Raw genomic sequence first — 21,261 nt, forward strand, 5'->3', positions numbered from 1 at the left:
TTGGGGGGCAGCGCCCCTCGACGCCCGGCCGGCGAGGCCAACGGGGGACAGGGGGCGAAGCCCCCATAGTGAACGGAAACTGGCTTCAAATGACAGGAACCACAACAGGGGGCACGGGGCGCAGCCAGGAAGCGGTGGGGACCACACGCAGGGTGGGGCTCACCAGACGCGGACTCGCCCGCCTGGGGCGAAGGCAGGGCTGGTGGCGTCAGGAGGTGGCTCAGCCAAGGGCTGGGCCACCTCGGCGACGGTGGGCCCAACCCGCGCCGCGACGGCCGCAAGAGCCGCAAGATCGAAGCCGTACAGGCGCGCCGCGTTGCCCCCCACCATCGCCGCGACCTCACCGGCCGGGACCCCCGAGAACGCCGCGCGCAGTGCCTCACGCGAGTACGGACGCGTCCCCTCGTCGTGGGGGTAGTCGCTCCCCCACATGATCTTCTCCAGGCCGATGCGGCCCCGCAGCGGCACCTCGTGCGGGCGCATGAAGCTGGCTCCCACGTAGCAGTTGGCCTGCCACACCTCGCTGGGGCCGCGTCCCATGGAGGCCGCCAGTCCGGCACCGAACTTGGACTCGGCCGTCGCCGCGCGCGAGGCCGCGGAGACGAGACGGCCGTGGTAGTAGTCGAGCATCTCCAGTACGCCCGGTATCCACCCCGATCCCTGTTCGGTCAGGACGAGTTGGAGGTCCGGGTGGCGGTTGAACGCGCCGCCGAAGACGAGGTGCCACAGCGCCCGGTGCGAGAACCACGTGGTCTCGACCATGAATACCGCCCGAGCCGCCGGCTCTTCGCCCAGGGGCGGCGAGGCGGAGCCGCCATGGTGGTTGACGGGCATGCCCAGTTCGGCGCAGACCGCCCACAGCGGGTCGTACGCCCGCGAGTACAGCTCGGGCACTCCGGAGCCCGGCGGTACTCCGGGGAGCAGGATGCCGCCGTGCAGCCCGTTCTCGCGGGCCCAGCGCACCTCGTCGACCGCGTCCTGGACGTCGTTGAGGAGGATCTGCGCGATGCCGGCCCGCCGCCCCGGCGCCTGCGCGCAGAAGTCGGCCAGCCACCTGTTGTGCGCACGCAGCCCGGCCCAGCGGCGCTCGTACTCCTCGCGGGTGGGGATGGGCGCCATGAGGGAGGCGGCGGGGAAGAAGGGCGGAATGGTGTTGGGGAAGAGGACCTCGGCCACGATGCCGTCCGCCTCCAGCTCCGCGAGGCGCCGCGCGGAGTTCCAGTTGCGGTCAGCGGTGTCGGCGAGCAGGTCCTCGTAGGGGTTCACATAGGTCGCGGCCCAGTCGTCGAACGCGTCGTGGTGCCGCTTCTCCAAGTAGGGCCTGTAGTCGAGGAGATCGGCGCCGGCGTGGCAGTCGGCCGAGATGACGGTGTAGCGGCCGGCGGTACCGGGGTGTCCCTCGTCCCCGGTGTGTACGTCGTTCGCGGTGTGTACGTCCTTCATGGCGTGCCCGCCGTTCCTGTGCTGTCCCTCGTTCATGGTGTGTCCGTCCCCAGGACCGGGAAGTCGCTTCCGGTCAGCCAGTGGCGGCCCGTTTCGCGTGAGCGGCGCCAGGAGTCCTCGACGGGTGCCTGGTCCGCCGGCTGGCCCAGATCGGACGGTGTGGGCCCGATACGGCGCGCGAGCGGGGCGAGTGCCTCGGTGTCGAAGCCGAAGACCTCGGCGGCCGACTCGCCGAGCATCCTGCGGGTCTCGCCGACGGGGATGTCGTGGAAGGTGTTCCGCAGCCATTCGCGGGTCTTGGGCCAGGTGCCCTCGGGGTGCGGGAAGTCGCTGCCCCACAGGATGTTGTCGACGCCGATCTCATAGCGCTGCGCGAGTTCGCGGCGCTTGGTGTTGGTCGCGCAGACGAACAGCTGGCGGTCCAGGTATTCGTGCGGAGGGCGCTTCAGTTCGGCGAAGGGCGAGAGTTTCTTGCCGCCGTGCGCGCCGAGGTAGAGCCTGTCCATGAACCACAGGAGGTTCGGCAGCCACCAGCAGCCGGATTCCGCGATGCCGAAGCGGAGTCCGGGGTGGCGCTCGAAGACGCCCGACCACAGGAGGAACCACAGGGGGCGCGCAGGCCACCAGGTGACCTCGCTGACGTAGATGCCCAAGTGGTCACCGTATTCGTGGCGCGGCGCCGCTCCGGAGTGGGTGACCACAGGCATGCCGGTTTCGGCCGCAGCCGCCCAGACGGGGTCGTAACACCGGTCGTGGTAGGGCGCCTTGTCGACCCACATGGAGGGGATCATCAGCGCGCCGAGCCCGGACTCCTTCGCCCGGTGTATCTCGGCGACGACCTTGCCGACCTCGGCCGTGACGGGCAACAGCGCGACGCCACAGTGCCGTTCGGGGTGCTGGGAGCAGAAGTCGGCGAGCCACCGGTTGTGCGCCTGGGCGCCCGCCATGCCCAGCTCGGGGTCCTGGTCGCCGGAGAGGCCGAGGCCCACGCCGAAGGGCGCGGCCGTGCCGCTGTCCACGGCGTCGGCGTCGGGGAAGACGACCTCGCCGGCCACCCCGTCGCCGTCCAGCTCCTTGACGCGCTGTGCGGCGTCCCAGCCGCCGCGCAGCCCTTCCTCGTTGTCCTCGAACCACTTGCGCGCGAACGTCTCGTTCCTGATGCCCAGCCGCGTGGACTCGGCGACGCGCGCGTCGCGCTGCCCGAGGAACTCGTCGAACTCGCGGTGGTACGCGCTGTCCAGGTAGGGCCGGTACTCCTCGGTGGGCAGTCCTGCGTGGCAGTCGGAGGAGATGATCAGGTACGGGTCCTGGGGCTCCTTCATGGTGTCCTCCCGTAAGTTGTCAGGCGGTCGGGACGCTGCGGCCTCCCGGCCGGGCGCACCCCCCGGGCCCCCGGCCGGGCGCAGCGGCCTCTCAGTCCAGTACGAAGCTTTCCAAGTAGCCCGGGTTCGCGCGCTCCAGCATCGACTGGGAGCGGGCCCGGATCTGCGCGTCGCTGTGCTCGCTCTCGGGGAGCATCCAGAAGCGGTCCTCCCTGATGCCGTCCATGACGTGCTCGGCGACCTCCTCGACGGGCGTGAAGCGCACCTCGTGCCCGGCCTCGCGCATCGCCGTCTCCCACTGGTCGAGCGAGCGGTAGGGCTTCTTGCGCGGCCGGGTCTTCGCGTACTTCTCCGGCCGGTTCCGGTAGGACTCCCACAGGCCCGTACGGAGCATGTGGGGCCCGGGGAAGAGCACCGAGGCGCCCACGGGCGCGCCCTCGGCCCGCAGGTGGGCGTAGAGCGACTCGGTCATGGTGACGACCGCCGACTTGGTCACCGCGTACACGGAGGCGGTCGGCAGCGGCGCGATGCCCCCGTCGCCCGAGGAGGTGTTGACGATGTGTCCTGGCTCGCCCGACTCCAGCATCCGGGGCACGAAGGCGCGGATGCCGTGGAAGACGCCCCACACGTTGACCGCGAAGGCCCACTTCCAGTCGTTGATCTCGTGCTGCCACATCCGGCCCTCGGCGCCCGAGCCGACGCCCGCGTTGTTGCACAGCACATGGACGGCCCCGAAGGCTTCCTGTACGGCGTCGGCAAGTTCCTCGACCGATTCGGGCTCGCTGACGTCGGTGACGTGCGCCAGCACCCGCGCGCCGTCCGCGCGGAGTGCGGCAGCAGCCTTCTCCAGGGGGCCGCTCTCGACGTCGGCGAGCGCGACGTTGAGGCCCTCGGCGGCGAAACGGCGTGCCATGGCCAGTCCGATGCCGCTCGCCGCTCCCGTGACGACTGCGGTCTGCCCGCCGCGCAGCCGCATCAGGCGCTCCCCTCCGGCGGCCCGTCGAGCACCTGCGCCGCGTCGTCGTAGCGCTGGTGCACGTACGGCAGCATCCCCTGGGCGCTGACGCGTTCGACGACGCGGCCCTTCTGGTCGCTGGTCTTCTCCCCGACGGTGATCTCGACGAGGCGCCGCACGGGCAGGTCGGCGACGGGGTCGTAGGGCGACTCCTTCAGCACCACGTCGCCTGCGACGGCCTCCAGCTTGCGGACCCGCTCGTGGCGCAGACAGTGCACGAGTACGGGGTCGACGTCGAAGCCCTCGCCGTCGACGCCGGGCAGGAACTTGAAGTAGAAGTCGAGCTTCCGCACCGGTTCGGGCAGCGGGAGTTCGGCGCCCACCGTGCCGGTGATCTCCACGAAGTCGATGCCGTGCCGGGCGAGCCGCGCGTGCAGCGCGCCGCCGGGACCGCGCTCGACGGTGACCTCGCCGAGCTTCTTGGGCTCGCCGAAGACCTCACGCCCGCCGATGAGGGCACGCTCGTGGGTCATCGGCATCACGAGGGGGTACCACCCCTCGGCGCCCGCGTGCCGCGCCGCCACGGCGACGGAGCCGGCGCCGAGCGGGTACCCGGCGAGGTCGACCTTGCTGATGCTGGCCCGTACGAGGGGTTGTTCCGGTGGTTCGAGCGGCGGCGGCAGCACCGCGGCCACCACCTCGGGGTCGGTCTCCCAGAGCGCGAGCACCCCCGTCGACCAGATGTCCGGGAGCTTCGCTCCCGCCTGCCTCGCCTTGCGGATCTCGCTCTCGTCACGCGGGCCGTACCGTACGCGCGTCATGCCGTACCACCCTTCCTCGGTCACGTCCTGACCCTGTAACACTGTTACAACGTGACCCGCGAAGGGTAAAGACATGCGCACGGTCCAGAATGGAGGGATCATGCCGAGCCCTCAGCCATCTCCCGCCTCGCCTTCGCGCCCGCGCCTGTCGCGCGAGACGGTGCTCGCGGCAGCCGCTTCCCTGGTCAAGCAGCACGGCCCCCAGGCGCTCACGATGCGCAAGCTCGCGGCCGAACTGGGCACGGCCGTCACGTCGATCTACTGGCACGTCGGTAATCGCGAGTCATTGCTGGAGGCCCTTGTCGAGCGCACCGTGCGGGAGTTGGGCGACATCCGGCCGCGCGGACGTACGCCGCACGCCCGCGTCGTCTCGATCGCACGCGCTCTCAGACGCGAACTGCGTGCCCACCCGCACCTGATCGCCATGGTGCACGAACGGGGTCTGACGGAACGGATGTTCCTCTCCGCGCAACAGGCGCTCGTGCACGAGGTGCACGCGGCAGGGCTGCGAGGCGCACGCGCCGCCGAGGCCGTACGCGCCGTGCAGTTCTCGGTGATCGGACACGTCCTCGTGGAACGCAACCGCGAGCGCGCCCCCGTACAGCGCCCAGGGGAGCCGGAACTGTGGGGACCCGAGGCCGCCGAAGAAGATCCGGGGCTCGCGCGTGCGCTGGCCCGCGCACCTGATCCCGAGCGGGTGTTCACCGTCTCGGTGCGCGCACTCGTCGACGGACTGCTCGGATTGCCCGATTCGCCCGCACCGTAGGCCCTTTAGCCCCTTCCTCCGCCTAAGGGACGCTCTCCAGGGGCCCGTGGAGCACCTCTGTCAACCACTGAACCGGGCGTGCCTCCAGCACTGTCAGTACCGACCCGTATTCTCTGGAACCATGCTCGAAGACCAGACGGCACGCCCTGACGGGATGTCCCCGCACATCCCCGCGCAGCCAGCCGCCGAAGCCCCCCGGCCCCACACCTGGCCCGAGGGATACCCGGACGGATACGCGGTGGTGGACGTCGAGACCACGGGACTGGCGCGCGACGACCGGATAGTGTCGGCTGCGGTCTACCGTCTGGACGCGCACGGCGAGGTCGAGGACCACTGGTACACGCCGGTCAACCCGCAGCGCGACCCGGGCCCCACCTGGATCCACGGCCTCACCTCCGAGGCCCTCGCCGACGCGCCCCTGTTCCCGGAGATCGCCGACGACTTCGCGGCACGGCTGAGGGGCCGCGTCCTGGTCGCACACAACGCCATCTTCGACTGGTCGATGATCGCCAGGGAGTACGCACGCGCCCAGCTGGAGGCCCCCGTACGCCAACGCCTGTGCACCATCGCGCTCTCCAAGGAGCTGGCCCTCCCCCTGCCCAACCACAAGCTGGAGTCCCTGGCAGCGCACTACGGCGTGGTGCAGCAGCAGGCGCACCACGCGCTGGACGACGCACGCGTGCTGGCCGAGGCGTTCCGGCCGAGCCTGCATCTGGCGGCGAGCCAGGAGGTGCGGCTGCCGCTGCTCGCCTGCCAGCCGCTCAGCGAGTGGTCGGACGCCGTCGTACCGCGCGGCGGTGGCGGGGCCCCCGGCGGGGGCGGCATGAGCGGCTCGTACGGCAGGTCGTGGCGCCCCTCCCGCAAGCGCCCCGCATGCCCGTATCCGAACCCGGGGCGGTACGAACCCGAGGGCCGGCTGGTGCAGGGAATGCGCGTGGCGATCTCCGGGGACACCTCTGTCGACCGGGACCTGCTGGAGGACCGCGCCATCGAGGCCGGACTGCACATCGCCACCAGCGTCTCCCGCCTCACCAGCCTCCTGGTCACCAACGATCCGGACTCCCCCACCTCCAAGGTCGTCAAAGCCCGCTCGTTCGGCACCCCGGTCATCGACGAGGCCGCCTTCAGCCAGCTGCTCCAGGACGTGGCCCCCGCGCCAGAACGCTGAAGGGCTGCGGGTACCGTCAGTAGGCGTGTACCGCTTCCTGTTGACCCGGCAGTGGGTGTTCCTCACCCTGCTCGGCGTCGTGCTCATCCCCACGATGATCAAGCTGGGGTTCTGGCAGCTTCACCGCCACGAGAGCCGGGTCGCACGCAACGAAGAGGTCTCCGCCAGCCTTTCCGCACCCACCGTCCCGGTCACCGAACTGACGGGGAAGGGCCGCGCACCGGGAGACGACGACAAGTTCCGCTCCGTCACGGCCAGCGGTACCTACGACGAGAAGCACGAGGTCGTCGTGCGGCACCGCACGGCGGCCGACGGCGACACCATCGGCTACTTCGTCGTCACCCCGCTGATCCAGAAGGACGGCTCAGCGCTCCTGGTCAACCGCGGCTGGATCGAGTCGGACCGCGACCTGACCTCCTTCCCCAAGGTCCCGGCCGCACCCGAGGGCAAGGTCAAGGTCACCGGCCGGCTCATGCCCGACGAGACGACCGAGGCCAGCGGCATCAAGGACACCAAGGGCCTGCCTGACAGGCAGGTGATGCTGATCAACAGCAAGCAGCAGGCCAAGGCGCTCGGCCGCCCCGTCTACAGCGGCTTCGTACAGCTCACCAAGACCTCGCCCAAGCCGCACGGCCGCCAGCCCGAGGCGCTTCCGGAACCCGACCACGACGGCATCGGCCCGCACATGGCCTACGCGGTCCAGTGGTGGCTGTTCACCGGCGCCGTACCCGTGGGCTGGGTCTTCCTCGTCCGCCGCGAAGTGGCCGAGCGCGCGGCCGACGCGGCGAAGGCCGCAAAGGAAGCGAAGGACGCCCCCACCGAGCCCCCGGCAGGCACCGATGCCGCCGCCGGCCCGGAAGCCGAATCCGGTGCCGGAGCGGAAGCCGCGAGTCCGGAGACCGCGCCCCCCTCGAAGGCGGCAGCGGACTCGCAGGCCCCTGCGGACCCGGAGACCTCCGGGGAAGCGTCCGAGGAAGCGGGAGAAACGGCGGGCAGGGCCGCCGAACCCGTCTCCGACTGAGACACACGCGTGCCACTGCGGCAGACTGCTCCCATGGATCTTGGACTCACAGACCGCGTCTACGTCATCACCGGCGCCACCCGGGGACTCGGCTTCGCCACGGCGGCCCAACTGCTCGGCGAGGGCGCCAAGGTGGTCATCTCAGGGCGTACGGAGAAGGCGGCCGAGGAAGCCGCCGCACGGCTCGGCGCCGAGACCGGTACCGAGGGCAAAGCCCTCGGTGTGGCGGCCGACAACGCCGACCAGCAAACCCCCGCCCGCCTCATCGGTGCGGCACGCGACGGCTTCGGCCGCTTCGACGGCATCCTCATCAGCGTCGGCGGCCCGCCCGCCGGGGTCTCGGCCGACGCCGTGACCGACGAGCAGTGGCAGTCGGCCTTCGACAGCGTCTTCCTCGGCGCCGTCCGCCTGGCCAGGGCCGCCTCGGGCGAGCTGGAGCAGGGCGGCACCATCGGGTTCGTACTCTCGGGCTCCGTGCACGAGCCGATCCCCGGACTGACCCTCTCCAACGGCCTGCGCCCCGGGCTCGCCGGCTTCGCCAAGACCCTCGCCAACGAGCTGGGCCCGCGCGGCATCCGCGTCCTCGGGCTGGCGCCGGGACGGATCGCCACCGAGCGGATGCAGTACCTCGACTCCACCTCGGGCGACGCGGACGCCGCACGCGAGCGCAACTCCTCCGCGATCCCGCTGCGCCGCTACGGCACCCCGGAGGAGTTCGGCCGCACCGCGGCCTTCGCCCTCTCCCCCGCCGCCTCGTACCTCACCGGCGTGATGCTCCCGGTCGACGGCGGCGCACGCCACGGCTTCTGAACCGTAAGACGGCAGCCGGCAGCCGTACGGCCCCACGCGGGTACGGGCCCCAGCGGGGTACGGGCCCCGCCAGGCACCGTACGGCCTGACAGGCGCCCAGGCGGCGTCAGTTCACGCGCTCCGCGCGGTGCCGGGCGCTGCGCAGCCTGACCTCGGCCGGGAGTTCGTCCAGGCCGGCCGAGGTCCGTGCGTGCTCGATCGCCTCGGCACGCAGCCTGCGCACCTCGGGGCCGGGTTGCGCGTGCGCTGCCAGGGTCAGCCCGATACGGGCCCTCGGCTGGGAGCGCCGCCCCGTCAGCGTGACCCGCGCACGGTCGACGCCGGGCAGCGCCTCGGCCTCGGCCGCGATGACGCCTTCCAGCGCACGCGCACGCAGCATCGCGCCCGAGCCGTCCCCGCTGTCGACCAGCACCTCGCCGATCCTGCGGCGCCTCAGCTGCGCCAGCAGCCACCACAGGGTGAGCACGACCAGTACGCCCAGGACCGCGAAGACGACGGGCCACCACCAGCCCTCGCCCCGCCACTGGAGGCGGTCGGCCCGGGTCAGCAGCACGTCGTCGGGCCCCGTCCAGCGCCACCTGGCCGGCAGCGGGAGGCCCCAGCGGCGGGGCAGGTCGAGGCCGCCGACCAGCGCGGCCAGACCGAGGAGGAGCAGGCCCAGCCCGGCCAGTCCGGTGAGCACCCGGTTCACGATCCGCAGCATCGTCCTCGCCTCACCGTTTCGCCGGTCGTCGTACGTGCACGGACAGCCCCAACCGGTGCGCGAGGCCCAGCTGTTCGACGCCCTCGGCCAGTGCCGCTTCCAGGTCGGAGCGCACCTCGTCCAGGTCGCGGAAGTGCGCCTGGGCCCGTGCGACGGCCTTGCGCCGCTTCACCTTGACCCGTGCGGACCGCACTCCTGAGACCTCCATGGCCCGGTCCCGCAGCACCAGCGCGGCGGCCGAACGCTCCAGCCCCGCGCGCACCTGGGGTGCGTCCCGCCGCATCGTCAGCAGCGAGCGCCGCCCCGGTGTCAGTGCCAGTACGAGCAGCCACAGACCGAGCAGCGCGGCGACGGCCGCGCCCGCGAGAACGGGGGCGCTGTCGAGGCGCGTGCCGGCCAGTTCGCCCGCCAGGTTCCTGCGCCAGGCCATGCCGGGCCGGCCTGCCCGTACGGACACCACGTCGTACAGCAGCACGGCCGCGCCCGCGAGCAGGAGCAGCGCGACGATGCCGCCGGGGCCCCTGCGTACCGACCAGAACCTGCCTGCGTGGCCGCCCGCGCCCTCCTGCGGCCCCCCGGCCGCCGCGCTTGTGGTGTCCTGCCCGCTCCCGGCGGGAGGTTCCTTCTCCAGTGTGGTGCGCCCGGCGGTCTCGTGTGCGTCGCTCACGTCACCCTCCCAGGGGTGTCGCCGTTCTGGTGCGCCGAGTGCAGCCGCTCGATGTCGAGTGCCACGTCCGGCACGTCCATACCGACCAATTCACGTACCCGCAAAGCGACTTGTCGACGCACTGCCCCGCACTGCGCCCCGATGTCCGAGGGGTAGGCCAGCTCCAGCGCGACCCGGACCCGCGCCGACTGCTCGCGCACGGTGACCGTGGCCCTGGGCATGGGGCGGCTGCCGTCGGGCAGGGTGCCGCCGCTGGTCCCGTCGGCACGCAATGCCTCGCGTGCCGCCTGCGAGGCGACCTTGGCGACGACCCGGTCGGCGATCCGCGTCTCGCCACGCTCGACCGGGGGCGTCCGCGCGCCCGTCGCGGGTACGTACGCCTCGGTCACCTGCTCACCTGCGGCGTTCATTGTTGCGGGGCCGGAAGAAGTCCCCCGGTTCCAGGTCTCCGTCCAGGAACCTGCCCGCCACGAAGCCGACGGCGCCCAACGCCGCGACCAGCAGGAAGGCCCCGAAGCCGCCGAAATATCCGGCGAAGCCCAGCGCCATACCGGCGATCAAGCCGACAACGGCCATGCTCATCGTGCGCTCCTTCGCTCGGCACCGCGCCAGCCCTGCGCTGCGCGCGGACCCCTCCCCGTCACCCCGTCACTGGAGGCGCGGCTTGTCCTTGTCGCCCTCGCCCGCGTTCTCGTCGTCCTCGTCCTCTTCGTCGGGCAGCTTCACATCGCTGACCGCGATGTTGACCTCGACGACCTCAAGGCCCGTCATCCGCTCGACGGCGGAGATGACGTTCTCGCGTACGGCGCGTGCCACATCGGCGATGGAGACGCCATAGTCGACCACGATCTCCAGGTCGAGGGCCGTCTGCACCTCGCCGACCTCTGCCTTGACCCCGCGCGAGACGGCCTTGCCGCCACCTGGCACCCGGTCGCGCACGGCGCCGAAGGTGCGTGAGAAGCCGCTGCCCATCGCATGGACCCCGACGACATCGCGCGCGGCCAGGCCCGCGATCTTCTCGACGACGCCGTCCGCGATGGTGGTACGCCCCCGGGACGCCGGGTCACCGCCGCCCTTGCGGCCGGTCCCCGTGCCCCCCGTGCTCTCTTCCGTCTCCTTGCCCCCGCCGGAGGTCTCTGAGCGATTGCGCGCCGTGGTGTCGGACATCTCCTGCACCCCTTTCGGACAGTCGGAACGGCCTGCCGCTCCGCTGCCCACACTAAGCGTGCCCAACCGGACATGAGGCGTGCACGCACGCCGAACGAGTGGCTTCGGGCGGCCCGGGGGCCTCCGGTGAGCGAGGGTGGGGAGGAACGGACCCCGGGAGCGGACGCGAACGGCGAGACGGACGATGAGGAGTGAGGCCCATGGCCGCCGACCGGTTGACCCAGGCCGTACGGCACCAGCTGGGGCTGGGGCGGCTGCTGCCGCTGGGCGGCGCCGACGACGGCGCCTGGCTGACGGAGGAGGCGGCCGTCGCGGCACTGCGCGCGGCCGTCGCCGACAGATTCCCCGGCGTACGGCTCAGCGACGTACGCCTCGGTCTCACGGACCCGGAAGCGGCGGCCGAGCCCGCCGTGCAGCCTCCGCCGACCGCACTGACGCCCGGACCGCTGACGCTCACGGCCGACCTGGCCGTGACGGCGGACGAGCCGCTCCCCACCCTCACGGCATCCCTGCGCCATGCCCTCCTGGCGGCGGCCGAACGGGAGTTGGGGCTGGCGCTGAAGACGGTGGATCTGCGGGTGACGGACCTGCTGGAGGCGCCGGAGTCCCCCGGCCCCGCGAACGGGGAGGCGGACGGGGAGGGCCGACCGCCGGAGGGGGACGGCACATCAGGGGAGTCCGAGGGCCCTGGTGAGTCCGGTGACCCGGCAGCGCGGGTGGCCGCGGCCGTGCTCGGCGTCCCCGGCGTCGCGCGGCTCGCACCCGTACTGGGCTCGCCGCTGGCCCTCACATCCGGTGGAACGGCGGCCCGCGCCGTACGGATCACCGGCCCTGCCGAGGACGCCGGCACCGGCGGCGGCCGTCACGTCCTCGTCCAACTGGCCGTCGCACGCGGCCACCGCGCCCTCGACGTGGCCCGTGCGGCACGAGGAGCCGCACGCGAGGCAGCGGAAGCCGGGGACGGGGCGAACGGAAAGGGACGGAAGCGGCCGGACCCTGTGACCGTGGCGGCCCTGGTGACCGCCGTCGGCCTCCCCTGATCGCGCGTGGCTCAGTCGCCGAGGCCCGCCAGGTCGCGCAGGCGCCGCGCCTGGGCACCGCGCTCGGCGGCACGCTGCTCGTCGTACGTCCGCGAGGAGGCGCCGGCCAGCAGCGCCTTGGTCTCCACCACCGCGTCACGCGGGGCCGCGAGCAGCGCGGCGGACAGGTCGCTCACGGCGGCTTCGAGTTCGCCCGGCGGGACGACGAGATTGGCGAGCCCGAGGCGGTCGGCCTCCTCGGCGTGCACGGAGCGCCCGGTGGCGCAGATCTCCAGGGCGCGTGCGTACCCGACCAGGTTCACCAGCGGGTGCGTACCCGCGAGGTCGGGAACGAGTCCGAGGCTGGTCTCCCGCATGGCGAACTCCGCGTCGTCGGCGCACACCCGCAGGTCGCAGGCGAGCGCCAGTTGGAAGCCGGCACCTATGGCGTGGCCCTGTACGGCGGCGATGCTGATGAGGTCGGGGCGGCGCCACCAGGTGAACGCGCCCTGGAACTCCGTGATGGCGGAATCCAGCACCTCGTCGGAGCTCTGCGCGAGCTTGAGGAACGACAGTTCGCCGTCGATGCCGTCAGGTTCGAAAGCGCGCCTGTCGAGACCGGCGGAGAAGGACTTGCCCTCGCCGCGCAGCACAACGACCCGTACACCGCCCGGCAGTACGCGCCCCGCCTCGGCCAACGCCCGCCACATGGCGGGCGTCTGTGCGTTGCGCTTGGCCGGGTTGGCGAGCGTGACCGTGGCCACGTCACCGTCGGCGACGACGTGCACGCCGTCCTTGTCCAGCAGGGTCATCGAGCATCCTCCGGTGGTTACTCCGCAGTTGGTTAACTGAAGAGTAACCACCGTCGATGATGCTCGGAAGCCTCATCAGGACGAGGCGGACTTCTTTCCCCGCGTAGCGCCGCCGCGACCACGAAGGGTCACGCCGGACTCGCTGAGCATCCGGTGCACGAATCCGTAGGAACGGCCCGTCTCTTCGGCCAGCGCCCGGATGCTCGCTCCGGAGTCGTACTTCTTCTTGAGGTCTGCCGCGAGCTTTTCGCGCGCGGCGCCGGTCACCCGGCTGCCCTTCTTCAGAGTCTCGGCCACCCGTGCCTCCTCGTGGGAAGTGCGCTCTGTGACTCTCATGATCACCCCTCCCCCGCCTTCTGGCCACCCATTCGGCAAGGTCCGTGCGAGGAGCTTGCGCCTCAGGGCAGGCCCCGATTCCCATGGAGGAGCCGATTCCGGTGGCCTGGAAGTGGCCACAGGACGGGCACCCAGCAGGGTGAAGGACCAGAAGCGCCAGGTCAGGGGCGCATGCCCGGCGGAGGGACGGAGCACAGGAGGCGCATGCCACAGATCCGCACGCCCGGCGCGGGACCGCGCCGGGGGTACGAGCCGTCCTCACTCAGATGAAGGATCAACCGTCGGCCGAATGATCCATAAGAGATGGATCAAGCTAGGGCGACGAGATCGGCGTAGCCCTGACTCCACAGGTCCTCGACGCCGTCGGGCAGCAGAATGATGCGTTCCGGCTCCAGCGCCTCGACGGCACCCTCGTCGTGGGTGACGAGGACGACGGCGCCCGTGAAGGTGTGCAGCGCGCCGAGGATCTCCTCGCGGCTGGCCGGGTCGAGGTTGTTCGTGGGCTCGTCGAGCAGCAGCACGTTGGCGGACGAGACAACGAGGGTGGCCAGGGCCAGCCGGGTCTTCTCGCCGCCCGAGAGCACGCTGGCCGGCTTGTCGACGTCGTCACCGGAGAAGAGGAACGAGCCCAGCGTCTTGCGGATCGCCACCAGGTCCATGTCCGGCGCCGCCGAGCGCATGTTCTCCAGAACGGTGCGCTCGGGGTCGAGCGTCTCGTGCTCCTGTGCGTAGTAGCCGAGCTTCAGCCCGTGGCCGGGTACGACCTTGCCGGTGTCCGGCTCCTCGACCCCGCCCAGCAGCCGCAGCAGCGTCGTCTTGCCCGCGCCGTTGAGCCCGAGGATGACCACGCGTGAGCCCTTGTCGATGGCCAGGTCGACGCCGGTGAAGATCTCCAGCGATCCGTACGACTTCGACAGGTCCTCGGCCATCAGCGGGGTGCGTCCGCAGGGTGCGGGCTCGGGGAAGCGGAGCTTGGCGACCTTGTCGGCGCGGCGCTCGCCCTCCAGCCCTGCCATCAGCTTCTCGGCCCTGCGTGCCATGTTCTTCGCCGCTACGGCCTTGGTGGCCTTGGCGCGCATCTTGTCGGCCTGGGAGTTGAGCGCCGCCGCCTTCTTCTCGGCGTTGGAACGCTCACGCTTGCGGCGCTTCTCGTCGTCCTCGCGCTGGGTGAGGTACAGCTTCCAGCTCATGTTGTAGATGTCGATCGCGGCCCGGTTGGCGTCGAGACAGAAGACCTTGTTGACCACGGTCGCCACGAGTTCCTCATCGTGGGAGATCACGACGAGGCCACCGCGGTAGGTCTTGAGGAAGTCACGCAGCCAGGCGACGGAGTCGGCGTCCAGGTGGTTGGTCGGCTCGTCCAGGAGCAGGGTGTCCGCGTCCGAGAAGAGGATGCGGGCCAGCTCGACGCGGCGCCGCTGACCGCCGGAGAGGGTGTGCAGCGGCTGGCCGAGCACCCGGTCGGGCAGGCCCAGGCTCGCCGCGATCGTGGCCGCCTCGGCCTCGGCCGCGTAGCCGCCCTTGGTGACGAACTCCGTCTCAAGGCGCTCGTACTTCTTCATCGCCTTGTCCCGGGTGGCGCCCTGGCCGTTGGCGATCCGCTGCTCGTTCTCCTGCATCTTGCGGATCACCTCGTCCAGGCCGCGCGCTGACAGGATCCGGTCGCGCGCGAGCACGTCGAGGTCGCCGGTGCGCGGGTCCTGCGGGAGGTAGCCGACCTCGCCGCTGCGGGTGATGGTGCCGGCGGCCGGGGTGCCCTCACCGGCGAGGCATTTGGTGAGCGTGGTCTTGCCCGCTCCGTTGCGGCCCACAAGGCCGATGCGGTCGCCCTTGGCGACGCGGAAGGTGGCGGACTCGATGAGGATGCGTGCTCCGGCGCGCAACTCAAGACCGGTGGCGGTGATCACGGGAAAACTCCAAGGCAGGCTGAAGGACGTGCGTACGGACGGTGCGGAGCGGCGTACGCACAGCTAATGCACGAGGAGGTGAGGCATACGACCAGTCTAACGGCGGTACGCAAGCGGATTTCCGCCCCGTCCGGCACCGGCAGCGGGATGCGCTCCGCACCCGGTCAGGCGGTCACTCGCCGCCCGTGTGGACCTGGAAGGCGGCCCTGCGTACGGCCTTGGCGAGGGCCGGGTCCGGGTGCGCAGCCGCGAGCGCCACGAGGACCTGCACGGTGCGCGGGTGCCCCGTGGCGCGTACCTCGCGGATCAGTCCGGGCACCGAACTCTGTACGGCTGTGCCGAGGTGGTCGACCAGGAGCCGTTCCTCGCCGTGGTCGGTGACGGCGGCAGCCGTGTCCACCCACAGCCAGGTGGCCTCCTCGCGGGTGAGCACGCCAGGTGCGCCGCCCGCCAGGTCCTCGGGGTCGGTACCGGCCTGCTCGGCCAGCCACAGCAGCGCGTACGGGCGGAGGGTGGGCTCGTCGGCTGCCGCGTTCACGGCCTCCTCCGCCGGAGCGCCGACGACGCGGAGTGCCTCGAAGGCCAGGCCCCTTATGAGCGCGTCCTGACCGCGTGCGGCCTCCAGCAGTTCGGTGACGGCGGGGCCCGTGGGGCGGGCGGCGAGCCATGCGCGGTACTCGTCGCGGGCGGGGCCCGGCGTCATACGGGCGCAGCCGCGCAGCATCTCCTCGGCGGAGCGTTCGATGTTGCCGGCCGGGCTCTGGGCCGCGACGCAGATCTGCTCCAGCTTCGTCCAGACCGCCCAGTTGCCGAGCGGGGTGAGGACGGCGGAACCCTGGCGTGCCCTTCCGGCCTCGCCGTTGCCCGCGCCCGCTCCCGGGTCCTCGTGGACGTCCTCGTCGGGGCAGCGCGTGAGGGCTCCGACGGCGGAGAGCCCGTCCAGCGCCCACTCCAGGAGCCCGGGAAGGGCGACGCCGACGGCCGTACGGGGCTCGGGGTCGCGCTCGGCGCGCAGTTCGGCGATGCGCTGCGCGAGCAGGTCGTGCAGGAGCGGAAAGGTGACGGGGCCGCCGGACAGGTGCATGACGGAGAGGAACTGCGGTACGGCCTCGACGATTTCGGCGACCAGGCCCTGTTCGTGCGGCGCCGGCGGCGGGTGCGCGAGGGACCAGGCGTCGAAGAGTGCGACCCAGCCGCGCAGTACGGCGCTGTCGTCGCGGTCCCAGGCACGCAGCCGCCACCCGGCGCGCGCGATGTCGCCGTGCAGCTCGACGAGGCCGGCGAGGCGTGCCCTGTCCCAGTGCGCGCGGACGAGGTGCACCGGCATACGGAGCGCGGCTGCCGCGTCCTCGGCCTCGGCCGTGGTCCTGAGGGAGGCGTGGGTGTGGGCCGCCCAGCGCGCGAGGCGTACGGCGTCGGCGAGCGAGGCGCGGGCATGCCGCGCGAGCTGCTCGCGCGGTAGCACCCCGTCAGGCGGCCGGGGCGTGCTCCGGGAGCGCCTGGTGGTCACGGTGCGCCGGGCGGCGGCGACAGGCTGTTGGGGGACGAGGCGGAGCCGGGTGTCTCGCGGTGTACGGGACGACGTCACAGGAGCAGTCTTCACGGTGGGCCGGGGAAACCCAAACCTGGGGTGCCTTTTCCGGTCGTTCACCCCCGTGACACGTCCGCCGGAGGCGTTCCGAACGCGCACGGACGCGGCCACACATGAGGGCGGCTCACCTCGGCGCCACCTCACATGAGACTCACATGAGAGGGGTGAGGAAGCGGCGCAGCGCTTCCTCGTAGCCCTGGGGATCGGCGTTCCACATGGCGGCGTGGGGCGCTTCGGGGACCGTGTGCAGGCTGATGAGGTCCTTGCGTGCGTCCGCCAGCTCGCGGGAGCCGTCCCAGGGCGCGATGTGGTCGTCGGGGCCGTGCAGCAGGAGCGTCGGTACGGTCAGCCGGTCGGGGTCGGCGACGGATGCGAGCCGCCCCCCGGAGAGCCCGGTGCGGCCCTGGACCGCGCGCACGGCGAGCGGGAGCAGTGCGCGGGGCACATGGTGTGCACCGGCGAGTGCGCGCAGGGTCCGCTGCCAGTCGAGCACGGGCGAGTCCAGCACGATCCCCGAGATCCGGTCGCGCAGCGCGGAGTTGGCAGCCGCGTGCAGGGCCATGGAGGCGCCGGACGACCAGCCGTGCAGGACCACGCGCCGGGCGCCGTGGCGTACCGCGTAGCGGATCGCGGCGTCCAGGTCGCGCCACTCCGCGTCGCCCAGGTGGCTGATGCCGTCCAAGGGGCGCGGGGCCCCGGGATCGCCCCGGTAGGCGAGGTCGAGCACGGGCAGATGGTGGCGTTGGTAGAACGGGAACATGACCATGGGGTGTTCCCGTGTGGCGCCCAGGCCGTGCGCGGTGATGACCCATGTGGCGCGCGCTCCGGGCACGAACCAGGCGGGCAGGGAGCCGAGTTCGCCGGGGATCTCGACCTCGGCGTACTCCATGCCGAGGGCTTCGCCGGGGTCTCCGACGTGCACCTGCGGGGTCAGCCGTACGGTGCCGCCGACGGTCAACTGGCCGCGCGACACGCGCCGCAGCTCGCGAACGGTGACATGGACGTGCGCGTCCTCGGCCTCCGCCTCCAGCACGCGTCCGACGGCGGCGTGCGCGCCGCGTCCCGTGAGGCCGTAGACGCCGGGCAGGCGCGCGGCCAGTGAGCGGGTCAGGGCGACCCTGCCTTCGCCGTGCGAGTGCACGGTCAGACGCGTGCCCTGGAACCCGGCGGGCGGCTGACCACCGCCGTGCGGCCTCGGGCGCGGGGGCCGCAGAGCGGCATCGGCCGCGTACCGGCCGGCCGCCAGGACGGCCGCTCCGGCGCTCAGTACGGAGGTGGCGGTCAGGGCCGCCGTTCGCAGACGCATCCCGCCCAGTGTCGGCACGAATCGCGCCGGGGGCCAGTGGAGCGCGTCGCCCGGGTGAGAGTGACCGGCGGCGCTCACGGCGCCCCGGAGCGCGGCTGCGGCCCGGCGCCGGCCTCCCGCCGGCGGTCGGGAACGGGCGCCCTTCCCCAAGTCCGCGCCGGACACGGGGCGTTACGGGCGTGAGGGCCGTGACTCCCGGGGTCTGTCCGCGTTCTGTATATGTCGTGGCTCCATCAGGCGCCGTATCGCGAAGCTTTTACCGACGTAGTACCGGGAATAGACCGGATGACCGTCTTCTAGTTTTTTGGACGGAGAGGGGTCTTCTGGGCTGACTCGTCTCCGCGCTCTCCATAGAGGATTTTGTCATGTACTGCTCCATCACCCGCACGGCGCCACCAGGGGGCGACATGGCCCGTGGTCGCCAACCGGCGGTTCGGCGCACACCCGCGCTGACCCTCGCCGCCGCTGCGCTCGCACTGACCGGTACGGCGCTCGCGGACAGGCCGGTCCAGGCCGACACGACGGCGAAACCAAGGGGACACGACGTGTCCTCGTACCAGGGAAAGGTCAACTGGAAGCGGGCGCGCACCGACGGCGCCCGCTTCGTCTACGTCAAGGCGACCGAAGGCACCGCCTACAAGAACCCGCACTTCAAGCAGCAGTACGGCGGTGCGGGGGCGGCCGGAATCCTGCGCGGGGCCTACCACTTCGCGCGCGCCGACGAGTCGTCGGGCAAGGCGCAGGCCGCCCATCTGGTCCGCAACGGCGGGACGTGGCGCGGCGACGGCGCGACCCTGCCGCCCGCGCTCGACCTGGAAGCGGCATACGGCAAAACGTGTCACGGGCTGAGCAGGGCCGGAATGCGCGGCTGGATCCGCTCCTTCAGCAACGAGGTGCGGCGGTTGACGGGCCGGCGTCCGGTCCTCTACACCAGCACCCGGTGGTGGAGGACCTGTACCGGCGACTCGGCGGCCTTCGCCAGGACGCATCCGCTGTGGCTGGCCGACTGGCGCGGCACCCCCGGACCGCTGCCCGGCGGCTGGCACGCCCGCGCCCTCTGGCAGTACGCCAACAAGGGGCGGCTGCCCGGCGATCAGAACCTGTTCAACGGCACGTTGACCCAGCTCAGAAAATTCGCCCGGGGGTGAACGCACCCAGTGCGCACTGGGCCTGGAACGGGCCGTGAGCGATCACTCACAACAGGCGTCGGGGGGTGACACCTCGATGCCTGTCCCAGTTCACCTTCCGTTCACTCACCGTCTTTACGTTCACGACGTCATTGCCCTTCGAACTGATTGTGCCTGGTGAATGGAACACATCACGCTTCTCATCGGGATCGTGATCGTCACGGCCTTGGTGTTCGACTTCACGAACGGCTTCCACGACACGGCCAACGCCATGGCCACGACCATCTCCACGGGGGCCCTCACCCCCAAGGTCGCGGTGGGCATGTCAGCGGCCCTCAATCTTGTCGGCGCTTTTCTCTCCATCGAGGTCGCCAAGACGATCTCCTCGGGAATCATCGATGAAGGCTCCGGTATCCGGCCCGAAGTGATCTTCGCCGGACTGGTCGGCGCGATCATCTGGAACCTGCTGACCTGGCTCGCCGGGCTCCCCTCCAGTTCCTCGCACGCCCTCATGGGCGGTCTGATCGGCGCGACCGTCGCCTCGGTCGGCATGGGCGCCGTGAACGGCGACGTCGTCGTCATGAAGGTGCTCATCCCGGCGCTCGCCGCCCCGCTCGTCGCGGGCCTCGCCTCGCTCTTCGCCACCAGGCTGACCTACCGGGTCGCCCGGAAGGCCGACGAGGAGCGCACGGCCAAGGGCTACCGCACAGGGCAGATCACCTCGGCGGCGCTCGTCTCCCTGGCGCACGGCACCAACGACGCACAGAAGACCATGGGTGTCATCACCCTGGCGCTGGTGACCGGTGGCGCTCTGGCCCCCGGTTCCGACCCGCCGGTCTGGGTCATCGGTTCCGCCGGCCTGGCCATCGCGCTCGGCACGTACCTCGGTGGCTGGCGCATCATCCGCACCATGGGCAAGGGCATCACCGACATCCAGCCCCCGCAGGGCTTCGCGGCGCAGACCAGCGCGGCGGCCACCATCCTGGCCTCCTCGCACATCGGCTTCTCGCTCTCCACCACCCACGTGTGCTCCGGCGCCGTGATGGGCTCCGGCGTCGGCCGCAAGGGCGGCGTCGTGCGGTGGGGCACAGCGGGCCGCATGGTCGTCGGCTGGGCGCTGACCCTTCCGGCCGCCGGCCTGGTCGCGGCGTGCTCGGCGCTCCTGGCCCAACAGGGGGACTGGGGCGTGGCCGCCGTCGCGATTCTGACCGTGGCCATCTGCGGTGCCATCTGGCTCCGTTCACGCCGCGAGCCCGTCGACCACACCAACGTCAACGACGTCGAGCCCGCGGGTGCGGTCCCCTCCGGGAGCACCGCACCGGAACCCGGGCCCGAGCCCGCCGGGGTCGTCACGACCGCCATGCAGGCCGTGGCCCCTCCCCCGGCACCCTCGGGAGCCGCGCTGGGCGCCTCCTCCGACGACAGTTCCAGCAACCAGGACAGCCACGCGGCCAACCGGCCCGCCTCGGCGACCAGCATCTCCTAGGCAGGAAGGACCGCCATGAGCATCGACTGGGCCTCCCTCGGCCAGGTCTTCGGGATCAGCCTCGTCGCGACCGTAGGTCTCGTGGGCGTCTTCACCCTCGGCATCGTCGGCCACTCGGCCCGCGGCGCCAACGGCACCCCCTCGGCACTCGGCCGCCTCGGCGCCTTCACCTGCTACGCGCTGTGCCTGGCCGCCGTGGCGTACGGCATCTACATCATCGCCGCGTAGCGCACGCACCTCGGCAGCTTCAGCGCGTAAGAACGCCCCCAGGGAGGACTCTGGGGGCGTTCTTCGGTGCCGGGCGCCGGTGCCGGGCGCCGGCGGAGCCGTGCGGCATGTGGCGCGTGGCGTGTGGCGTGCCATGCGGGCGGCTTTGAGCGACGTGACGAAAGCATCCCCCAACCCGTCGCCGCACAGGCGGTGCGAAGGCAAGGACCGGTCCGTTCTCCCGTTCTTCCGTCTGGAGTCCCGCACCTGAGTGGGGACGCGAAGGTGGAGGGGTGGGGGTGTGCGGTGCGTGGGAGGGGTGGGGTGGGGGATCGCACAGTCCGGCGTTGCAGGTCATGGGCGAGTTGACGGGGTCACGCGTGCGTGGTGGACTTCCGTTGCCAAACGGCGGCATGGAGAGGAAGCCGGTGCGAATCCGGCGCGGTCCCGCCACTGTCACCGGGGAGCGCTTCCCTATCAGAGCCACGGCCCGCGGGGCTGGAAGGCAGGGAGAGCGTGGATCCGGGAGCCAGGAGACTCTCGCCGCCGGTCGATTCGAGCCAGGGCGAGGACCCTGAGTGAGGACACCTTCATGCGTGGCTCAGCCGCCGTTTCTGCCTTCTCTGT

At 71.7% G+C, this 21,261-nt stretch carries 22 protein-coding genes and 1 riboswitch; of the genes, 8 read left to right on the top strand and 14 right to left on the bottom strand.

Features of this window, described 5'->3' with window-relative positions:
* Window positions 1-159: 159 nt before the first annotated feature.
* From NMN56_RS13940 to NMN56_RS13955, 4 genes are all read right to left on the bottom strand, one after another.
* Window positions 160-1,443, bottom strand: a complete 1,284-nt coding sequence (locus tag NMN56_RS13940) for an amidohydrolase family protein (protein ID WP_430542578.1) — start codon at window positions 1,441-1,443, stop codon at window positions 160-162.
* Between the two features lie 32 nt (window positions 1,444-1,475).
* The gene (locus NMN56_RS13945) at window positions 1,476-2,765 is read right to left on the bottom strand and encodes an amidohydrolase family protein (RefSeq protein ID WP_274044604.1); all 1,290 of its coding nucleotides are present in this window, start codon (window positions 2,763-2,765) and stop codon (window positions 1,476-1,478) included.
* Window positions 2,766-2,856: 91 nt separating this feature from the next.
* Complete coding sequence (locus NMN56_RS13950) at window positions 2,857-3,741, bottom strand: SDR family NAD(P)-dependent oxidoreductase (RefSeq protein WP_274044605.1); 885 nt, start codon at window positions 3,739-3,741, stop codon at window positions 2,857-2,859.
* Complete coding sequence (locus NMN56_RS13955; RefSeq protein ID WP_274044791.1) at window positions 3,741-4,541, bottom strand: acetoacetate decarboxylase family protein; 801 nt, start codon at window positions 4,539-4,541, stop codon at window positions 3,741-3,743. The genes NMN56_RS13950 and NMN56_RS13955 overlap by 1 nt, the downstream gene beginning before the upstream one ends.
* 100 nt (window positions 4,542-4,641) lie before the next feature.
* Here NMN56_RS13955 and NMN56_RS13960 point away from each other — a divergent pair, with 100 nt between their 5' ends.
* The 4 genes from NMN56_RS13960 to NMN56_RS13975 all read left to right on the top strand — a co-directional run bounded on the left by NMN56_RS13960 (window position 4,642) and on the right by NMN56_RS13975 (window position 8,306).
* Complete coding sequence (locus NMN56_RS13960; protein WP_274044606.1) at window positions 4,642-5,307, top strand: TetR/AcrR family transcriptional regulator; 666 nt, start codon at window positions 4,642-4,644, stop codon at window positions 5,305-5,307.
* A gap of 121 nt (window positions 5,308-5,428) precedes the next feature.
* Window positions 5,429-6,475, top strand: coding sequence for a DEDDh family exonuclease (locus NMN56_RS13965; protein ID WP_274044607.1), 1,047 nt, complete (start codon window positions 5,429-5,431; stop codon window positions 6,473-6,475).
* Window positions 6,476-6,500: 25 nt separating this feature from the next.
* A complete protein-coding gene (locus NMN56_RS13970) occupies window positions 6,501-7,496 on the top strand; it encodes an SURF1 family cytochrome oxidase biogenesis protein (protein WP_274044608.1) in 996 nt (331 codons plus the stop codon).
* 33 nt (window positions 7,497-7,529) lie between these two features.
* Window positions 7,530-8,306: an SDR family oxidoreductase gene (locus tag NMN56_RS13975; protein WP_274044609.1), complete on the top strand. Its 777-nt coding sequence runs from the start codon at window positions 7,530-7,532 to the stop codon at window positions 8,304-8,306.
* 106 nt (window positions 8,307-8,412) lie between these two features.
* Here the strand turns inward: NMN56_RS13975 and amaP are convergent, their stop codons facing one another.
* The 5 genes from amaP to NMN56_RS14000 all read right to left on the bottom strand — a co-directional run bounded on the left by amaP (window position 8,413) and on the right by NMN56_RS14000 (window position 10,843).
* Window positions 8,413-9,009: an alkaline shock response membrane anchor protein AmaP gene (gene amaP / locus NMN56_RS13980; protein WP_274044610.1), complete on the bottom strand. Its 597-nt coding sequence runs from the start codon at window positions 9,007-9,009 to the stop codon at window positions 8,413-8,415.
* Between the two features lie 10 nt (window positions 9,010-9,019).
* The gene (locus tag NMN56_RS13985) at window positions 9,020-9,676 is read right to left on the bottom strand and encodes a DUF6286 domain-containing protein (RefSeq protein ID WP_274044611.1); all 657 of its coding nucleotides are present in this window, start codon (window positions 9,674-9,676) and stop codon (window positions 9,020-9,022) included.
* Window positions 9,673-10,086 carry an Asp23/Gls24 family envelope stress response protein gene (locus tag NMN56_RS13990; RefSeq protein WP_274044612.1) on the bottom strand — a complete coding sequence of 138 codons (414 nt, stop codon included), beginning with the start codon at window positions 10,084-10,086 and terminating at the stop codon, window positions 9,673-9,675. Before NMN56_RS13990 ends, NMN56_RS13985 begins: the two co-directional genes overlap by 4 nt.
* Window positions 10,070-10,258 carry a hypothetical protein gene (locus NMN56_RS13995; protein ID WP_274044613.1) on the bottom strand — a complete coding sequence of 63 codons (189 nt, stop codon included), beginning with the start codon at window positions 10,256-10,258 and terminating at the stop codon, window positions 10,070-10,072. The genes NMN56_RS13990 and NMN56_RS13995 overlap by 17 nt, the downstream gene beginning before the upstream one ends.
* Before the next feature lie 66 nt (window positions 10,259-10,324).
* Entirely contained in the window at window positions 10,325-10,843 is a 519-nt protein-coding gene (locus tag NMN56_RS14000) for an Asp23/Gls24 family envelope stress response protein (RefSeq protein ID WP_274044614.1), read from the bottom strand.
* Window positions 10,844-11,043: 200 nt separating this feature from the next.
* Here NMN56_RS14000 and NMN56_RS14005 point away from each other — a divergent pair, with 200 nt between their 5' ends.
* Window positions 11,044-11,883 (top strand): nucleopolyhedrovirus P10 family protein, encoded by an 840-nt coding sequence (locus NMN56_RS14005; RefSeq protein WP_274044615.1) that lies wholly within the window; start codon window positions 11,044-11,046, stop codon window positions 11,881-11,883.
* Between the two features lie 11 nt (window positions 11,884-11,894).
* Here the strand turns inward: NMN56_RS14005 and NMN56_RS14010 are convergent, their stop codons facing one another.
* From NMN56_RS14010 to NMN56_RS14030, 5 genes are all read right to left on the bottom strand, one after another.
* A complete protein-coding gene (locus tag NMN56_RS14010) occupies window positions 11,895-12,674 on the bottom strand; it encodes an enoyl-CoA hydratase/isomerase family protein (RefSeq protein ID WP_274044617.1) in 780 nt (259 codons plus the stop codon).
* A gap of 75 nt (window positions 12,675-12,749) precedes the next feature.
* Window positions 12,750-12,971 carry a helix-turn-helix domain-containing protein gene (locus NMN56_RS14015; RefSeq protein ID WP_016907245.1) on the bottom strand — a complete coding sequence of 74 codons (222 nt, stop codon included), beginning with the start codon at window positions 12,969-12,971 and terminating at the stop codon, window positions 12,750-12,752.
* Between the two features lie 347 nt (window positions 12,972-13,318).
* Window positions 13,319-14,917, bottom strand: a complete 1,599-nt coding sequence (locus tag NMN56_RS14020) for an ABC-F family ATP-binding cassette domain-containing protein (protein WP_274044618.1) — start codon at window positions 14,915-14,917, stop codon at window positions 13,319-13,321.
* Window positions 14,918-15,089: 172 nt separating this feature from the next.
* The gene (locus NMN56_RS14025) at window positions 15,090-16,505 is read right to left on the bottom strand and encodes a hypothetical protein (protein WP_274044619.1); all 1,416 of its coding nucleotides are present in this window, start codon (window positions 16,503-16,505) and stop codon (window positions 15,090-15,092) included.
* A 154-nt stretch (window positions 16,506-16,659) separates the two neighbouring features.
* Complete coding sequence (locus NMN56_RS14030; RefSeq protein ID WP_274044620.1) at window positions 16,660-17,814, bottom strand: alpha/beta hydrolase; 1,155 nt, start codon at window positions 17,812-17,814, stop codon at window positions 16,660-16,662.
* 365 nt (window positions 17,815-18,179) lie between these two features.
* Between NMN56_RS14030 and NMN56_RS14035 the strand changes: the two genes are divergently transcribed.
* The 3 genes from NMN56_RS14035 to NMN56_RS14045 all read left to right on the top strand — a co-directional run bounded on the left by NMN56_RS14035 (window position 18,180) and on the right by NMN56_RS14045 (window position 20,655).
* Complete coding sequence (locus tag NMN56_RS14035; protein WP_347178594.1) at window positions 18,180-18,962, top strand: lysozyme; 783 nt, start codon at window positions 18,180-18,182, stop codon at window positions 18,960-18,962.
* 160 nt (window positions 18,963-19,122) lie between these two features.
* A complete protein-coding gene (locus NMN56_RS14040) occupies window positions 19,123-20,427 on the top strand; it encodes an inorganic phosphate transporter (protein ID WP_274044621.1) in 1,305 nt (434 codons plus the stop codon).
* Window positions 20,428-20,442: 15 nt separating this feature from the next.
* On the top strand, window positions 20,443-20,655 hold the full coding sequence (locus NMN56_RS14045; protein WP_274044622.1) for a hypothetical protein: 213 nt from the start codon (window positions 20,443-20,445) through the stop codon (window positions 20,653-20,655).
* A 370-nt stretch (window positions 20,656-21,025) separates the two neighbouring features.
* Window positions 21,026-21,194: riboswitch (cobalamin riboswitch) on the top strand.
* Window positions 21,195-21,261 lie beyond the last annotated feature (67 nt).

It is taken from the genome of Streptomyces iconiensis (assembly GCF_028657195.3).
Lineage (GTDB): Bacteria > Actinomycetota > Actinomycetes > Streptomycetales > Streptomycetaceae > Streptomyces > Streptomyces iconiensis.

Excerpts from the sequence above, each read along its gene's own strand:
- NMN56_RS13940 (WP_430542578.1), bottom strand. The coding sequence starts at position 1,443 with ATGAAGGACGTACACACCGCGAACGACGTACACACCGGGGACGAGGGA.
- NMN56_RS13945 (WP_274044604.1), bottom strand. The coding sequence starts at position 2,765 with ATGAAGGAGCCCCAGGACCCGTACCTGATCATCTCCTCCGACTGCCAC.
- NMN56_RS13950 (WP_274044605.1), bottom strand. The coding sequence starts at position 3,741 with ATGCGGCTGCGCGGCGGGCAGACCGCAGTCGTCACGGGAGCGGCGAGC.
- NMN56_RS13955 (WP_274044791.1), bottom strand. The coding sequence starts at position 4,541 with ATGACGCGCGTACGGTACGGCCCGCGTGACGAGAGCGAGATCCGCAAG.
- NMN56_RS13960 (WP_274044606.1), top strand. The coding sequence starts at position 4,642 with ATGCCGAGCCCTCAGCCATCTCCCGCCTCGCCTTCGCGCCCGCGCCTG.
- NMN56_RS13965 (WP_274044607.1), top strand. The coding sequence starts at position 5,429 with ATGCTCGAAGACCAGACGGCACGCCCTGACGGGATGTCCCCGCACATC.
- NMN56_RS13975 (WP_274044609.1), top strand. The coding sequence starts at position 7,530 with ATGGATCTTGGACTCACAGACCGCGTCTACGTCATCACCGGCGCCACC.
- amaP (WP_274044610.1), bottom strand. The coding sequence starts at position 9,009 with ATGCTGCGGATCGTGAACCGGGTGCTCACCGGACTGGCCGGGCTGGGC.
- NMN56_RS13990 (WP_274044612.1), bottom strand. The coding sequence starts at position 10,086 with ATGAACGCCGCAGGTGAGCAGGTGACCGAGGCGTACGTACCCGCGACG.
- NMN56_RS13995 (WP_274044613.1), bottom strand. The coding sequence starts at position 10,258 with ATGAGCATGGCCGTTGTCGGCTTGATCGCCGGTATGGCGCTGGGCTTC.
- NMN56_RS14000 (WP_274044614.1), bottom strand. The coding sequence starts at position 10,843 with ATGTCCGACACCACGGCGCGCAATCGCTCAGAGACCTCCGGCGGGGGC.
- NMN56_RS14005 (WP_274044615.1), top strand. The coding sequence starts at position 11,044 with ATGGCCGCCGACCGGTTGACCCAGGCCGTACGGCACCAGCTGGGGCTG.
- NMN56_RS14010 (WP_274044617.1), bottom strand. The coding sequence starts at position 12,674 with ATGACCCTGCTGGACAAGGACGGCGTGCACGTCGTCGCCGACGGTGAC.
- NMN56_RS14030 (WP_274044620.1), bottom strand. The coding sequence starts at position 17,814 with ATGCGTCTGCGAACGGCGGCCCTGACCGCCACCTCCGTACTGAGCGCC.
- NMN56_RS14035 (WP_347178594.1), top strand. The coding sequence starts at position 18,180 with ATGTACTGCTCCATCACCCGCACGGCGCCACCAGGGGGCGACATGGCC.
- NMN56_RS14040 (WP_274044621.1), top strand. The coding sequence starts at position 19,123 with ATGGAACACATCACGCTTCTCATCGGGATCGTGATCGTCACGGCCTTG.
- NMN56_RS14045 (WP_274044622.1), top strand. The coding sequence starts at position 20,443 with ATGAGCATCGACTGGGCCTCCCTCGGCCAGGTCTTCGGGATCAGCCTC.